The organism is Pseudomonas sp. LSJ-87 (assembly GCF_032971465.1).
Lineage (GTDB): Bacteria > Pseudomonadota > Gammaproteobacteria > Pseudomonadales > Pseudomonadaceae > Aquipseudomonas > Aquipseudomonas putida_Z.
This window is the reverse complement of the sequence record NZ_JAWJYQ010000012.1, coordinates 117,221-131,925: the sequence shown is the minus strand read 5'-3', so window position 1 is coordinate 131,925 and position 14,705 is coordinate 117,221. Positions and strand designations below refer to the sequence as shown.

10 protein-coding genes are annotated in these 14,705 nt (G+C 63.0%); 9 read left to right on the top strand and 1 reads right to left on the bottom strand.

Annotated elements, in window-relative coordinates; all coding sequences use genetic code 11:
- Positions 1-346: 346 nt before the first annotated feature.
- On the bottom strand, positions 347-1,474 hold the full coding sequence (locus RYH74_RS09525) for a polysaccharide deacetylase family protein (protein WP_286100548.1): 1,128 nt from the start codon (positions 1,472-1,474) through the stop codon (positions 347-349).
- A 137-nt stretch (positions 1,475-1,611) separates the two neighbouring features.
- On the opposite strand from RYH74_RS09525, the gene yaaA reads away from it, so the two are divergent.
- The 9 genes from yaaA to RYH74_RS09480 all read left to right on the top strand — a co-directional run bounded on the left by yaaA (position 1,612) and on the right by RYH74_RS09480 (position 14,501).
- Entirely contained in the window at positions 1,612-2,391 is a 780-nt protein-coding gene (yaaA, locus tag RYH74_RS09520; protein WP_061552453.1) for a peroxide stress protein YaaA, read from the top strand.
- A gap of 867 nt (positions 2,392-3,258) precedes the next feature.
- Positions 3,259-4,575, top strand: coding sequence for a nucleotide sugar dehydrogenase (locus RYH74_RS09515; RefSeq protein WP_025340579.1), 1,317 nt, complete (start codon positions 3,259-3,261; stop codon positions 4,573-4,575).
- Positions 4,576-4,647: 72 nt separating this feature from the next.
- On the top strand, positions 4,648-6,129 hold the full coding sequence (locus RYH74_RS09510) for a glycosyltransferase family 2 protein (protein WP_085614376.1): 1,482 nt from the start codon (positions 4,648-4,650) through the stop codon (positions 6,127-6,129).
- A 36-nt stretch (positions 6,130-6,165) separates the two neighbouring features.
- A complete protein-coding gene (locus tag RYH74_RS09505; protein ID WP_025340581.1) occupies positions 6,166-7,332 on the top strand; it encodes an alginate biosynthesis protein Alg44 in 1,167 nt (388 codons plus the stop codon).
- A 12-nt stretch (positions 7,333-7,344) separates the two neighbouring features.
- Positions 7,345-8,877 (top strand): alginate biosynthesis TPR repeat lipoprotein AlgK, encoded by a 1,533-nt coding sequence (algK, locus tag RYH74_RS09500; protein ID WP_410902909.1) that lies wholly within the window; start codon positions 7,345-7,347, stop codon positions 8,875-8,877.
- Complete coding sequence (locus tag RYH74_RS09495; protein WP_013974153.1) at positions 8,874-10,352, top strand: alginate export family protein; 1,479 nt, start codon at positions 8,874-8,876, stop codon at positions 10,350-10,352. Before algK ends, RYH74_RS09495 begins: the two co-directional genes overlap by 4 nt.
- Before the next feature lie 22 nt (positions 10,353-10,374).
- The gene (gene algG / locus RYH74_RS09490; RefSeq protein ID WP_085614309.1) at positions 10,375-11,934 is read left to right on the top strand and encodes a mannuronan 5-epimerase AlgG; all 1,560 of its coding nucleotides are present in this window, start codon (positions 10,375-10,377) and stop codon (positions 11,932-11,934) included.
- A 13-nt stretch (positions 11,935-11,947) separates the two neighbouring features.
- Positions 11,948-13,390 (top strand): alginate O-acetyltransferase, encoded by a 1,443-nt coding sequence (locus RYH74_RS09485; protein WP_317409314.1) that lies wholly within the window; start codon positions 11,948-11,950, stop codon positions 13,388-13,390.
- Between the two features lie 7 nt (positions 13,391-13,397).
- Positions 13,398-14,501: a mannuronate-specific alginate lyase gene (locus RYH74_RS09480; protein ID WP_075046288.1), complete on the top strand. Its 1,104-nt coding sequence runs from the start codon at positions 13,398-13,400 to the stop codon at positions 14,499-14,501.
- Positions 14,502-14,705: the final 204 nt, after the last annotated feature.

Sequence of the window (14,705 nt, the reverse complement as noted above, 5' to 3'; positions counted from 1 at the left end):
TGGATGACGCCACCTGTGCTGCAGGAATCGGCTGTCTGGTTTCTTCATACCGCAAAAATGATGACTAAAAAAAGTCTTTTTACGTGCAGGTGAAGTTTATTTTTCCAAATGACGAACAGGGGTTGGCGAGGGGGCGCGTGAGGACTACAGTCAAAAATCAGGCTGGCATTGCATGGGCCAACGCCAGCAAGCCATGAACCTAACCTGCAAGAGCAACTGTGTTGTGTTGCCTGTACTGGCCTCATCGCCGGCAAGCCAGCTCCCACAGGGACAGCGCATGGCTTGAGGCCGATGCGGTCGAGGTGGGAGCTGGCTTGCCGGCGATGGGCTGCGTAGCAGCCCCCTCTCACTCCTGGTTGGCATATCCCTGGCAATCTTCCCAACCAATCCCACTCTGCGCCGTATTGCGCAACAACCACTCCACCGCCGGCTGCGCCTTGGGCAGGCTGTCATGGAACTGGATCACCCCCTTGCGCCATAGCAGCATCAAGGTCAGCACCCGCTGGGCAGAGGCCTCGGCGCTCAGTGCGCCATCATCCTGGGCATCGATGTCCCACAACGATACCTGCAACTGCTGGCTGGCCATGAACGCCTCGCCATCGGCCCGACGCTGCCCGTAAGGCGGCCGAAACAACGGCACATACTGCTCCGGCAGGTCGACCTGCACCCGCGCCTGGCTACGCCGCAGCGAGTCCTGCCAGCCTGTCCACTGCGCATGGGAGCGGTACTCCCAACCCTGGATCCCCACGCACTGCCCGCCATAGAGCTGGCGCAAGGCATCTGCCGCCCCGGCGTCGCGCCGTTGCTGCAGGCGGTTGCCGAGCACGAAGAACGTGCCTTCAAGCTTTTGCCGGCGCAGGTAATCAGCCAGCAGGTCGGTACTGCCGCCATCCGGCCCGGGCCCGCCGACGAAGGTCAGCAGGAACATGCGGTCGTTCAGTTCATCCCCATTGCGCTCGCGTGAGGACAGCCGCTCCACCTCGCTGCTGGTCTGCGGCAGCAACGCCGCCTTGCGCAGTTGTTCGTCCAGGTAGCGCACATGGAACTGGTGGCTCGGCTCGATCCAATCGGTGTAGAAAGTGCCGACATCGGCAGCGAACGTCGCCGCTTGCGTACGCAACTCCGCCATCGACGTCACCGGGTAGCAGAACGACGCATCCTGCTCGCAACTGCGCTGCGCCTGTTGATAACCTTCCCACAACCGCTGCCACATGCGCGCCCGCACCAGGCGCACCTTCTGCAGGTTGACTTGCCGTAGCCCCAAGCGTGCCGCCAGCGCCGCGTCGTCCAGCAGTTCGCTTTCGTGCAGCACCTGGGCGAACGAGAGGATCTCGGCCCGCGAGGCCACATCGAACAACGCCGGGCTGTCCAGCTGTTCGGGCCACAGGCTGCGGTCCAGGCTCACCTGGGGTGAAGGGGCGGCTTGCACGGCCAGGCTCAGCAGAGCGGCCAGCAAGGCAGAGGCAATACGCACGGTTGAAGGCTCCGCAACGGCGAAACGCGCACTATAGCCTCTGCACCGGCCATGGTCTGTGACTATCGTCGCCATAGTTTGGACTTGCACCGTCCAGCCCGTAGAATTCCCGGCCAACGATGCCAGGAGCCGACCCGATGCTGACGGTGATTTCCCCCGCCAAGACCCTCGACTACGACACCCCGCCGGTGACCGAGCGTTTCACCCTGCCCCAGTACCTGGACGACTCCCAGGAGCTGATCCAGCAGCTGCGCGACCTGTCGCCGGCGCAGATCAGCGAACTGATGCACCTGTCCGACAAGCTCGCCGGCCTGAATGCCGCGCGCTTCGGCAGCTGGACCCCGGACTTCACCCCGGCCAATGCCAAGCAGGCGCTGCTGGCGTTCAAGGGTGACGTGTATACCGGCCTCGACGCCGAAAGCCTTGGCGAGGACGATTTCAGCTACGCCCAGCAGCACTTGCGCATGCTTTCGGGCCTGTATGGCCTGCTGCGCCCGCTCGACCTGATGCAACCCTACCGTCTGGAAATGGGCACCAAGCTGGCCAACGCCCGCGGCAAGGACCTGTACGCCTTCTGGGGCACGCGCATCAGTGAATGGCTGAACCAGGCCCTGGCCGAACAGGGCGATGACGTGCTGCTGAACCTGGCCAGCAACGAGTATTTCAGCGCGGTGAAACGCAGCGCGCTGAAGGCCCGGGTGATCAACGTCGACTTCAAGGACCTGAAGAACGGCCAGTACAAGATCATCAGCTTCTACGCCAAGAAAGCCCGCGGCATGATGAGCCGCTTCGTCATCCAGCAGCGCATCAGCGACCCGGAGCAGCTCAAGCAGTTCGATGTGCAGGGGTACTACTACAGTGCCGAGCAGTCGAAGCCGGACCACCTGGTGTTCCTGCGGGATCATCCTTCCGAGTGATCCTGTCACGCCCCCTTCGCGGCTAAAGCCGCTCCCACAGGTGCTTCACTGAACTCAAGATCAGTGCAAAACCTGTGGGAGCGGCTTTAGCCGCGAAGAGGCCAGCAGCCATTACGCACCTCCCCTGCCCCGCAATAGGGCACACTTCATATCGCCATCACGCCACAAATCCGACGCCAAAAAATCGACACGTCGCAGCTTATAGCCAAACGCCATAAGACCGTTCGTAGCTTTTTTGACGAATTTTTCAAAATATTTTTCGATGCTGGCATAAAAATATCTCGCAACAGTTTCGCCCTTTATATATCGGGGCAAAACACCCGTGTGCTATCAGATTGAAATTGTCTGCCATTGAAAAAATATTTAGAAATCTTTCATCCACGCCGAACCCACCCCGGAACTTCTGCTACGACGAATCGCTCATAGTGCCGTAACGATTTTCCTGCCCCCGGGCTGTGAGAGATGACTTACAGATGACAACGGCAGGTATCCACTACCAGCCCCAACAACTTCGACAGGTATGACGGGCAACCCCCGAAGACCCTGTCCATGCAGGAGAGACGCGTCCCTTTCAATTCGTCCTAGTGGTTGATTTCAAAGGATTTTTCCACTTGAAAAAACAAGCACAGCAAAGCGCCACGTAGCGCCTTGCAATAAAGACGGCTGCATTCCAGGGCACGTTTTTTAATTAATGGCTTTTTACTGCCACATTTGAGTGCATAACTTTTTGCGCTCCGGATTTATTTTGCCTGCGCTCGGCGAAGTGTGCATTTCGCCATGGATCCGTGCGCCCGAAAACTGTTGTTAATCAACCCAGTCCGGCTCTCCCCGGAGGTGCCGACGTGATAAACACATGAGGTGATAGCGATGCGTATCAGCATCTTTGGTTTGGGTTATGTGGGTGCGGTCTGTGCAGGCTGCCTGACGGCGCGAGGCCATGAAGTGATCGGTGTGGATGTGTCCAGCACCAAGATCGACCTGATCAATCAGGGCAAGTCGCCCATCGTCGAACCTGGCCTGGAAGCACTGCTGCAACAGGGCATCGCCAACGGCCGCCTGCGCGGTACTACCGATTTCGCCGAAGCCATCCGTGCCAGCGACGTATCGATGATCTGCGTGGGTACCCCAAGCAAGAAGAACGGCGACCTGGGCCTCGAGTACATCGAGTCGGTGTGCCGCGAAATCGGCTACGTGCTGCGTGACAGCGAGCGCCGCCACACCATCGTGGTACGCAGCACCGTGCTGCCGGGTACCGTGAAGAACGTGGTGATCCCGATCCTCGAAGACTGCTCGGGCAAGAAAGCCGGCGTCGACTTCGGCGTTGCGGTCAACCCGGAATTCCTGCGTGAAAGCACCGCGATCAAGGACTACGACCAGCCACCGATGACCGTCATCGGCGAACTGGACACCGCCAGCGGCGACATCCTGCAGGCCCTGTACGAAGAGCTCGACGCACCGATCATCCGCAAGCCGATCGAAGTGGCCGAGATGATCAAGTACACCTGCAACGTGTGGCACGCCACCAAGGTCACCTTCGCCAACGAGATCGGCAACATTGCCAAGGCCGTAGGCGTGGATGGCCGTGACGTGATGGACGTGGTCTGCCAGGACAAAGTGCTGAACCTGTCCCAGTACTACATGCGCCCTGGCTTCGCCTTCGGCGGCTCGTGCCTGCCCAAGGACGTACGCGCCCTCACCTATCGCGCTTCCAGCCTCGATGTACGCGCACCGCTGCTCGACTCGCTGATGCGCAGCAACGAATCGCAGGTGCAGAACGCCTTCGAGCTGATCGAAGCCCACGACAAGCGCAAGGTCGCCCTGCTCGGCCTGAGCTTCAAGGCCGGCACCGACGACCTGCGTGAAAGCCCGCTGGTGGAACTGGCCGAACGCCTGATCGGCAAGGGCTACCAGCTGGACATCTACGACGAGAACGTCCAGTACGCCCGCGTCCACGGCGCCAACAAGGACTACATCGAGTCGAAGATCCCGCACGTGTCGTCGCTGCTCAACGCCGACTTCCAGAAGGTGATCGACAACGCCGACATCATCGTCCTGGGCAACCGTGACGAGCAGTTCCGTGCACTGGCCCAGCAAGCGCCGGCCGGCAAGCACGTGATCGACCTGGTCGGCTTCATGAGCAAACCGACCTGCGCCACCAGCCGTACCGAAGGCATCTGCTGGTAAGTGCTGGCCGGGCAGCGGGGCCTCCCCACCCCCGCTGCCCACCTTTTCCCGAATTCTCGACGGATGCTGAACATGCAAAGGATCCAGACAGTGCTGTTGCAGTGCGCCGGTTGGCTGCTCTACATGAGTCTGCTCATGCTGATCGCCCTGGCCCTGCCAGCCGATATCTTCGACTCGCAGTCGAAGCACTTCATCTTCCTGGTCGGCGCAGTCGGCATCTGGCGCTATTCCATGGGCGCCACCCATTTCATCCGCGGCATGATCTTCCTCTACGGCGTGTACCCGTACCTGCGCCGCAAGGTGCAGAAGATGGGCAAGGACGCCGACCCGTCCCACGTGTACCTGATGGTGACCAGCTTCCGCATCGAAGCACTCACCACCGCCCAGGTGTACAGCTCGGTGATCCGCGAGGCGATCAACTGTGGCTTCCCTACCACCGTGGTCTGCTCGCTGGTGGAGATGTCGGACGAACTGCTGGTGAAAAGCCTGTGGGCCAAATACAACCCGCCAGCCCACGTGAAGCTGGACATCGTGCGCATCGCCGGTACCGGCAAGCGTGATGGCCTGGCCTACGGTTTCCGTGCGATCTCGCGCATGCTGCCGGACGAGAACGCCGTGGTGGCGGTGATCGACGGCGACACCGTGCTGGGCGATGGCGTGGTACGCAAGACCGTGCCGTGGTTCAAGCTGTTCCCCAACGTCGGCGGCCTGACCACCAACGAGTTCTGCGAAGTGCGTGGCGGCTACATCATGAGCGAGTGGCACAAGCTGCGCTTTGCCCAGCGCCACATCAACATGTGCTCGATGGCCCTGTCCAAGCGCGTGCTGACCATGACCGGGCGCATGTCGATGTTCCGCGCCAGCGTGGTGACCAACCCCGAGTTCATCGCCGACGTCGAAAGCGACTCGCTGATGCACTGGCGCCTGGGCCGCTTCAAGTTCCTCACCGGTGACGACAAGTCCAGCTGGTTCAGCCTGATGCGCCTGGGCTACGACACCTTCTACGTGCCGGACGCCGCCATCAACACGGTCGAGCACCCGCCGGAGAAGAGCTTCCTCAAGGCCAGCCGCAAGCTGATGTACCGCTGGTACGGCAACAACCTGCGGCAGAACTCCCGCGCGCTTGGCCTGGGCCTGCGCCGCCTGGGGCTGTTCACCAGCATCGTGCTGTTCGACCAGCGCGTGTCGATGTGGACCAGCCTGCTGGGCCTGACCGTGGCGGTGATCGCCAGCCTCAAGTTCGGCCTGGGCTTCCTGCTGGTGTACCTGCTGTGGATCGGCATCACCCGCCTGATCCTCACCATCATGCTGCTGTGCTCCGGCCACAACGTCGGCCCAGCCTACCCGCTGATTCTCTATTACAACCAGATCGTCGGCGCGCTGATGAAGATCTACGTGTTCTTCCGCCTCGACAAGCAGTCCTGGACGCGTCAGCCCACTGCCCTCAAGCGTGACCTCGCCAGCTTTCAACAATGGTTCAACACCTGGTCCTCGCGGACCATGACCTTCTCGGCTGCCAGCATCTTCGTTGCTGTGCTGTTCATGGTCGTGTGAGCCCAACCCGGATCGGAACTAACAGGAACAAACCACATGAATACCGCCGTGAACGTCAACGTCGTGCATGAGTCCGAAGCCCAGCGCCAGCATGCCCGGGTACGCATCCCCGCCAAGCTGCGGTTCCTCGACCCTCAGCGCCAGGCCCACGATGTGAAGGTCGACGACCTCTCCGCCGGTGGCCTGAGCTTCCACACCAAGCAACCACTGTCGGTTGGCGACGTGCTCCGCGGGCGGCTGCAGTTCACGGTCGACAACCTCGGCCTGTCGATGGACATCGAGTTCCAGGTGCGCTCCTACAACCCGGGCAGTGGCCGTACCGGCGCCCAGTTCCAGAACCTCGAGCCCCGCGATATCGCCACGCTGCGCCACATCATCACCTCGCACCTGTCGGGTGAGCTGATCACTGCCGGCGATGTGCTCAGCACCTTGCAGCGCGACAACTTCACCAAGGCGCGCAAGCAGAAGGACGGCGGTGCCGGCCTGAGCGCCTTCGGCCGCCTCAAGGCGGTCACCGTCACCCTCGGCGTGTTCGTGGTCGGTGTCGCCGCCTTCGGTTTCATCGCCAAGTCGCTGTACGGCATGTACTTCGTCAGCCATGCCGAAGCCGGCGTGGTCGCGGTACCCACCACCAACGTCACCATGCCGCGCGACGGCACCGTGAACAGCCTGGTCGAAAGCGGTGGGCAGATCGCCAAGGGCGCGCCACTGGCCAGCTTCACCACCAGCATGCTGGACATGCTCAAGGGCAACCTGGAAGACGCACAACTGGAGCCGGCGAAGATCGAGGAACTGTTCGGCAAGCAGCTGTCCGGCACCCTCACCAGCCCGTGTGATTGCGTGGTTGCCCGCCAGCTCGTGGACAACGGCCAGTACGCCGCCAAGGGCCAGCCGATCTTCCAGCTGATCCCGCGCACCACCAACCCGATGATCGAGGCGCGCTTCACCTACCGCCAGTTCGACGAGGTCAAGCCAGGTACCCGGGTCAACTTCCAGGTAGCCGGCGAAGACGAAGTACGCACCGGCCAGATCGTCAGCAGCGCCAGCCTCAACAGCGAAGACCTGGCCGCCGACATCCGCGTGCAGATCAAGCCCGACAGCGCCCTGCCCGCCGAACTCGCCGGTCGCCCGGCTTCGGTCAACAGCGATCGTGGCCCATCGCTGAACTGGCTGATCGACAAAGCCATGGCCCGTGGGCTGTAAGAGGACAAGCCTATGACTAGCAGACAACCCGATACCTGTGGGAGCTGGCTTGCCGGCGATCGAGTGCGCAGCACTCGCCCAGCAGATGTATCGCCTGCACTGGCCAATCACCGGCAAGCCAGCTCCCATAGGGTTCGTGTGAACCTTGGTCTGTGTGGCCTGGCCATGGCCATCGCCCTGGCCGGCTGTGCGGGCCTGCCCGACCAGCGCCTGGCCAACGAAGCCATGAAGCGCGGTGACACGGCACTGGCCGAGCGCAACTACAAGGCGCTGGCCGACCTGGGCTACAGCGAAGCGCAAGTGGGCCTGGCCGACATCAAGGTCGCCACCCGCGACCCGGCGAAAATCAAGGAAGCCGAGGCCACCTACCGTGCCGCGGCCGCCATCTCGCCGCGTGCCCAGGCACGCCTTGGTCGCCTGCTGGTGGCCAAGCCCGACAGCACCCAGGCCGAGCGCGAAGAAGCCGAAACCCTGCTCAAGCAAGCCGCCAAGCAGGGCGAAAGCAACACCCTGATCCCGCTGGCGATGCTCTACCTGAGCTACCCGCAGAGCTTCCCCAAGGTCAACGCGCAGCAGCAGATCGACCAGTGGCGCGCCGCCGGCAACCCGGAAGCGGGCCTGGCCCAGGTACTGCTGTACCGCACCCAGGGCACCTACGACCAGCACCTGGGCGAAGTGGAGAAAATCTGCAAGGCCGCACTGAACACCACCGACATCTGCTACGTCGAACTGGCCACCGTGTACCAGAAGCGCGGCCAGGCCGACCAGCAGGCTGCCCTGCTCGGCCAGCTCAAGGCTGCCTACGCCCGCGGCGCAGTACCGGCCACCCGGGTCGACAGCGTTGCCCGGGTACTGGCTGACCGCAGCCTCGGCCAGACCGACGAGAAAACCGCCAAGGACCTGCTCGAGCAGGTGGCCCCGGCCAACCCGGCGTCCTGGGTCAGCCTGGCGCAACTGATGTACGACTTCCCCGAGCTGGGCGATACCGACCAGCTGATGGCCTACATCGACAAGGGCCGCGAAGCCGAACAGCCACGCGCCGAACTGTTGCTGGGCCGCCTGTACTACGAAGGCAAGACCGTGCCTGCGGACGCGGCCAAAGCCGAACAACACCTGCAGGCTGCCGCCGACGCCGGCGAAGTCAGCGCCCATTACTACCTGGGCCAGCTGTACCGCCGCGGCTACCTGGGCAACGTCGAACCACAAAAGGCCGTCGACCACCTGCTGGCCGCCGCCCGTGGTGGGCAGAACAGCGCCGACTATGCCCTGGCCCAGCTGTTCAGCGAAGGCCACGGCATTCGCCCGCAACCGGGCAACGCCTGGGTATTCGCCCAGCTGGCCCAGGCCAACCCGTCGCCGCAGTCCGCTGAATTGCTGCAGCAACTCGACCAGCAACTTACGCCTGACCAGCGCAGCCAGGCCCAGCAACTGCTGGCACAAGAAAAGCAGGCGCGCGGCAGCATGAGCCAGGGCGCCAACAGCACCCTGGCCATCGAAGCCCTGCAAGACGACGAAAAAGAAGTAACCGGTGAGGACTCGCTATGACGCTCAATCCCTTCGTGAAAGCTGGCATCGGCCTGAGCTTCGCCCTGCTGTGGTCCTGCCCGACCCTGGCGGAAATGACCGCTGAAAAGAACTTCGGCCTGGATGTGAAAATCACCGGCCAGTCGGAAGACGACCGTGACCTGGGCACCCGCTCCGGCGGCGACGTCAACGGCCTCGGTCTTGATCTGCGCCCATGGGTATATGGCGAGCGTGGCAACTGGAGCGCCTATGCCATGGGCCAGGCCGTCACCGCGACCGACACCATCGAAACCGACACCCTGCGCCAGAACGACGACGGCACCAGCACCGACACCGCTGCCGACGGCCGTGAACAGGACAAGAGCTACCTGGCCATGCGCGAATTCTGGGTCGGCTACAGCGGCCTCACCGCCTACCCTGGCGAACAGCTGCGTTTCGGTCGCCAGCGCCTGCGCAGCGACGATGGCATGTGGCGTGACACCAACATCGAAGCGCTGAACTGGACCTTCGACACCACCCTGCTCAAGGCCGACCTGGGCGTGGCCCAGCGCTTCAGCGAATACCGCACCGACCTCACCGAGCTGGCCCCGGAAGACAAGGACCGCACGCACCTCTACGGCAACGTCGCCACGCAGTGGACCCCTGGCCACTGGGTCGGCGTACGCGCCCACCACACCCACGACGGCGGCAGCCTGAAGAACCCGGGCGAAACCGTCGATGCGCTGGACAAGACCCGCACCGGCGACCTCACCTGGCTGGGCCTGGAAGCCAACAGCGACGCCTACAACTGGCGCAACGACCACACCGTCAACTACTGGGGCAGCGTCACCTGGCTGACCGGTGATCGCGACACCCTCAGCAGCCAGGTCGTCGGTGACGAAACCGTGGCCACCGGCAAGCAGAGCGGTGATGTCAACGCCTGGGCCACCGACCTCGGCATCCGCCTGCGCCTCGACCCGCAATGGCAGGTCGGTGCGGCCTATGCCCGTGGCAGCGGCGGTGGTGGCGACGACGGTTCGAGCAACTACGAGCAGACCGGCCTCGAGAGCAACCGCTCCAACTACACCGGTACCCGTTCGCGCGTGCACCGCTTCGGTGAAGCCTTCCGCGGCGAGCTGGGCAACCTGCAGGCGGCCACCCTGTTCGCCTCCTGGCAGCTGCGCGACGACTACGACGCCAGCTTCATCTACCACAAGTTCTGGCGTGTCGATGGCAACCAGAACATCGGTTCCAGCGGCATCAACGCAGTGGTCAACGACAACGGTGTGAACCGCCCGCTGGTCGATGGCGAAAAAGACCTTGGCCAGGAAATGGACGTGGTCGTGACCAAGTACTTCAAGCAAGGCCTGCTGCCGGCTTCGATGAGCCAGGCCATCGACGAGCCATCTGCCCTCGTGCGCCTGCGTGCCGGCGTGTTCAAGCCGGGCGATGCCTACGGCAAGGAAGCGGACTCGTACATGCACCGCGCCTTCGTCGATGTGATCTGGCGCTTCTGAGGCCGGTAGAGGACTTACCGTTATGAACCTTCACCCGCACTTACGTCACAGCCTGTTGGCCAGCGCCTTGCTGCTGGCCAGCGGCCTGGTGGCTGCCGCAGAGCCCCAGGTGATCGCCAAGGAACTGCAGCAGGCCAAGACCTACACGGTCTCCAGCGCGCCGATCGAGCCGCTGCACATGGACCCGCCGAAGCTGCCCGACCTGACCGGCTACACCGCCGAGGCGGTGCAGAAGAAAATCGACCGCCGCCACAAGGGCAAGGTCAGCCTGCGCCGCATGTTCCAGGAGGATACCCTCAAGGAATTCGTCGGCGGCGACAACAAGGCGGCCGAGTGGGTCCAGCGCCAGCATGGCATTCCGCAGGCGATCTTCGTCGATGACGGCCATGTCGACCTGGTCGAGCTGAGCAAGAAGGTACCCAAGCAGTACCTCAGCGAAGTCGAGCCGGGTGTGTACCTGGCGCGCCTGCCGATCGTGGTCGGGCAGAAGGGCATCCTCGAGATCGACGGCAAGGTCAAGCAACTGCGCCTGTCCCAGGAAGGCGGTTCGTTCCTGGTCAACGACGGCAAGCTGTTCGTCACCGACACCCAGGTGACCGGCTGGCGGGAAAAGGAAAACGGCCCGGCGACCTTCCGCTCGCCCAAGGAATTCCGCCCGTTCCTGCTGTCGTGGGGCGGCACCGAGACCTACATCGTCAATACCAAGATGGCCAGCTTCGGCTACGCCAAGTCCAAGTCGTACGGCGTGAGCATCTCGCAGTACACGCCGAACATGGCCAAGCGCATGGGCCGCCCGGAACCCACCGGCTGGATCATCGGCTCTGAGTTCAGCGACATGTGGTACGGCTTCTACTGCTACGAGACCCAGGACTTCGTGGTCAAGGACAGCACCTACCGCGACAACATCGTCTACGGCATCGACCCGCACGACCGCTCGCACCGGCTGATCATCGCCGGCAACACGGTGTACGGCACCAAGAAGAAGCACGGCATCATCGTTTCGCGTGAGGTAAACGACAGCTGGATCATCAACAACAAGAGCTTCGACAACAAGCTCTCGGGCGTGGTGATCGACCGTAACAGCGTCAACAACCTGATCGCCTACAACGAGATCTACCGCAACCACACCGACGGCATCACCCTGTACGAAAGTGGCGACAACCTGATCTGGGGCAACAAGCTGATCAACAACCGCCGCCACGGCATCCGCGTGCGTAACAGCGTGAACATCCGCCTGTACGAAAACGTCGCCATGGCCAACGGCCTGGTCGGCGTGTACGGCCACATCAAGGACCTGTCCAACACCGACCGTGACATCGCCCTCGACCCGTTCGACACCAAGGTGTCGCTGATCCTGGTCGGTGGCGAACTGGCGGCCAACGGCTCCGGGCCACTGTCGATCGACTCGCCGCTGTCGGTCGAGCTGTACAAGGTGTCCATGCTCGCCCCGCGCAAGGCCAGCGGCATCAGCCTCAACGGCGTACTGGGCGAACGCCAGGACGAAATCCTCGACCTGCTGGTACGCCAGCAAAAGGCTGTGCTGATCGACCCGGTCGAACGCCAGACCGAAATGATCGATTAAGGAAGCCCAGACCATGACTCCACATCTGATGAAACTGCTGGGCCTGTCCGCCGCCCTCCTGGCGATCAGCCAGGGCGTGCGCGCCGAAGACGTCAAGGCCCCCACCTTCAGCGCCGAGCCTTGCTGCCAGCTGTGCCCTGAAGCGCATGACGCCAGCCGCTACACCACCCGTTACCAGCAGAACTTCACCACGCTGGTGCAGGCCCAGGGCGACTGGCTGTTCCGTACCCGCGAAGACCTGCGCACCGAGTTCAATACCACCCCGGCCGGCTACAAGCGCCTGCAGCAAGTGCACGACGCGTTCAAGAAACGCGGCGTGGAACTGGTGGTGGTGTACCAGCCGACCCGTGGCCTGGTGAACCGCAACATGCTCAACCCGGCGGAAAAGGCTGCCTTCGACTACCAGAAGGCCCTGGGCAACTACCAGGCCATGCTCAAGCGCTTTGCCAGCATGGGCTACAACGTGCCCGACCTGTCGCCGCTGACCAACGAACAGCTGGCCGCTGCCGACCAGGGCAAGGACTTCTACTTCCGTGGCGACCAGCACTGGACGCCTTACGGCGCCGAGCGCGCGGCCAAGATCGTGGCCGATACCGTGCACAAGATGCCGGCTTTCGAAGGCATCCCGCGCAAGGAATTCGAAACGAAAAAGTCCGGGCGCATGGGTAAGACCGGCACCCTGCATAACGTGGCCGGCCAGCTGTGCGGCACCAGCTACGCCGTCCAGTACATGGACCAGTTCGCCACCGAGCCGAAAGGCTCCACCGGCGGCGGCGACGACCTGTTCGGTGACGGCGGCAACGCGCAGATCACCCTGGTCGGCACCAGCCACAGTGGCAAGAACTACAACTTCTCCGGCTTCCTCGAGCAGTACATCGGCGCCGACGTGCTCAACGTGGCCTTCCCTGGCGGTGGCCTGGAAGGTTCGATGATCCAGTACCTGGGTAGCGAGGAATTCCAGAAGAACCCGCCGAAGATCCTGATCTGGGAATTCTCCCCGCTGTATCGCCTGGACCAGGAAACCATCTGGCGGCAAATCCTTGGCCTGCTCGACGACGGCTGCGATGACCGCCCGGCCCTGATGAGCGCCAGCGCCACCCTCAAGCCCGGCAAGAACGAGCTGATGGTCAACGGCAAGGGCGGCGTGATCAAAGACCTGATCAACCGCAACATGCAGATGGACGTCAAGTTCGAAGACCCGTCGGTGAAGGTGCTGCAGGCCACCCTCTGGTACCTCAACGGCCGCCACGAGGACATCAAGCTGGAAAAACCGGAAACCTCCGACACCGACGGCCGCTTCGTCTTCCAGATGCGCGAAGACGAGGACTGGGCCAGCCAGAGCCTGCTGGCGTTCGAGGTGCAGGGGCCGGAAAGCGGTACCCAGAAGGTCGAAGCCAAGCTCTGCAAACGCAACAACTTCGTCGTGCCCGCGCAGACCGCGCAGGCCGGCCAGTGAGGCGACCATGATCCCGTTCAAGCGAATTTCCCGCCCCGCCCTGCTTGCCCTGGCGTTGTGCGGCGGTGCCGCGCACGCCGCGCTGGTACCGCCCCAGGGTTACTACGAGGGGATCGAAAAGCTCAAGACCGGCGACGGCAACTTCCGCTGCGAGGCTGCCCCCAAGCCATACACCGGTGCCCTGCAGTTCCGCAGCAAGTACGAAGGCTCGGACAAGGCGCGGGCAACGCTCAATGCCGACTCGGAAAAGGCCTTTCGCAAGTCCACCGAAGACATCACCACCCTTGAGAAAGGCGTGAGCAAGATGATCGGCCAGTACATGCGTGACGGCCGCCCGGCGCAGCTCGACTGCACCTTGGCCTGGCTGGGCGAATGGGCCCGCGCCGATGCGCTGATGTCCACCGACTACAACCACACCGGCAAGTCGATGCGCAAATGGGCGCTGGGCAGCATGAGCGGTTCGTGGCTGCGCCTGAAGTTCTCCAATTCGCAGCCGCTGGCCGCGCACCAGGCCGAGGCCGAGCTGATCGAAAAATGGTTCGCCCGCCTGGCCGAGCAGACCGTGCGCGACTGGAGCGACCTGCCACTGGAGAAGATCAACAACCACAGCTACTGGGCTGCCTGGGCGGTAATGGCCAGCGCCGTGGCCACCGACCGTCGCGACCTGTTCGACTGGGCCGTGAAGGAATACCGGGTTGGCGCCAACCAGGTCGACGAGCAGGGCTTCCTGCCCAACGAACTGAAGCGCAAGCAACGCGCCCTGGCCTACCACAACTACGCCCTGCCGCCGCTGGCGATGATCGCCAGCTTCGCCCAGGTCAATGGCGTGGATGTGCGCGGCGAGAACAACAACGCCCTGCAGCGCCTGGCGCAGCGGGTGCTGAACGGGTCGAAGGACCCCAGCGAGTTCAAGGCCCGCAATGGCGAGAAACAGGACATGAAAGACCTGAAGATCGACAGCAAGTACTCGTGGATGGAGCCCTACTGCAGCCTGTATGCGTGCAGTGGCGACACCCTGCAACGCAAGCGCGGTATGCAGCCGTTCAACAGCTTCCGGCTGGGCGGCGACCTGACCCGGGTCTACGACCCGAGCGCAGAGAGCAAGAAGTAACACACCCCAATGTGGGGGTGGCACCTGTGGGAGCCGGCTTGCCGGCGATGGGCTGCGTAGCAGCCCCTGTGTACCGCTGGGCAAGGCTTCGCCTTGCATCGCCGGCAAGCCAGCTCCCACAGAGGTACTAGGTTGCCTTCCAGTCTTGCACTGGGGGGTTTGGGGGGCGCTTTGCCCCGGATGCTGTGAACAAAAAGGAGAACC

Bases quoted from the DNA above. Each gene is read 5' to 3' on its own strand.
- RYH74_RS09485 (WP_317409314.1), top strand. From the start codon at position 11,948: ATGACTCCACATCTGATGAAACTGCTGGGCCTGTCCGCCGCCCTCCTG.
- RYH74_RS09480 (WP_075046288.1), top strand. From the start codon at position 13,398: ATGATCCCGTTCAAGCGAATTTCCCGCCCCGCCCTGCTTGCCCTGGCG.
- RYH74_RS09495 (WP_013974153.1), top strand. From the start codon at position 8,874: ATGACGCTCAATCCCTTCGTGAAAGCTGGCATCGGCCTGAGCTTCGCC.
- RYH74_RS09515 (WP_025340579.1), top strand. From the start codon at position 3,259: ATGCGTATCAGCATCTTTGGTTTGGGTTATGTGGGTGCGGTCTGTGCA.
- RYH74_RS09505 (WP_025340581.1), top strand. From the start codon at position 6,166: ATGAATACCGCCGTGAACGTCAACGTCGTGCATGAGTCCGAAGCCCAG.
- algG (WP_085614309.1), top strand. From the start codon at position 10,375: ATGAACCTTCACCCGCACTTACGTCACAGCCTGTTGGCCAGCGCCTTG.
- algK (WP_410902909.1), top strand. From the start codon at position 7,345: ATGACTAGCAGACAACCCGATACCTGTGGGAGCTGGCTTGCCGGCGAT.
- RYH74_RS09510 (WP_085614376.1), top strand. From the start codon at position 4,648: ATGCAAAGGATCCAGACAGTGCTGTTGCAGTGCGCCGGTTGGCTGCTC.
- yaaA (WP_061552453.1), top strand. From the start codon at position 1,612: ATGCTGACGGTGATTTCCCCCGCCAAGACCCTCGACTACGACACCCCG.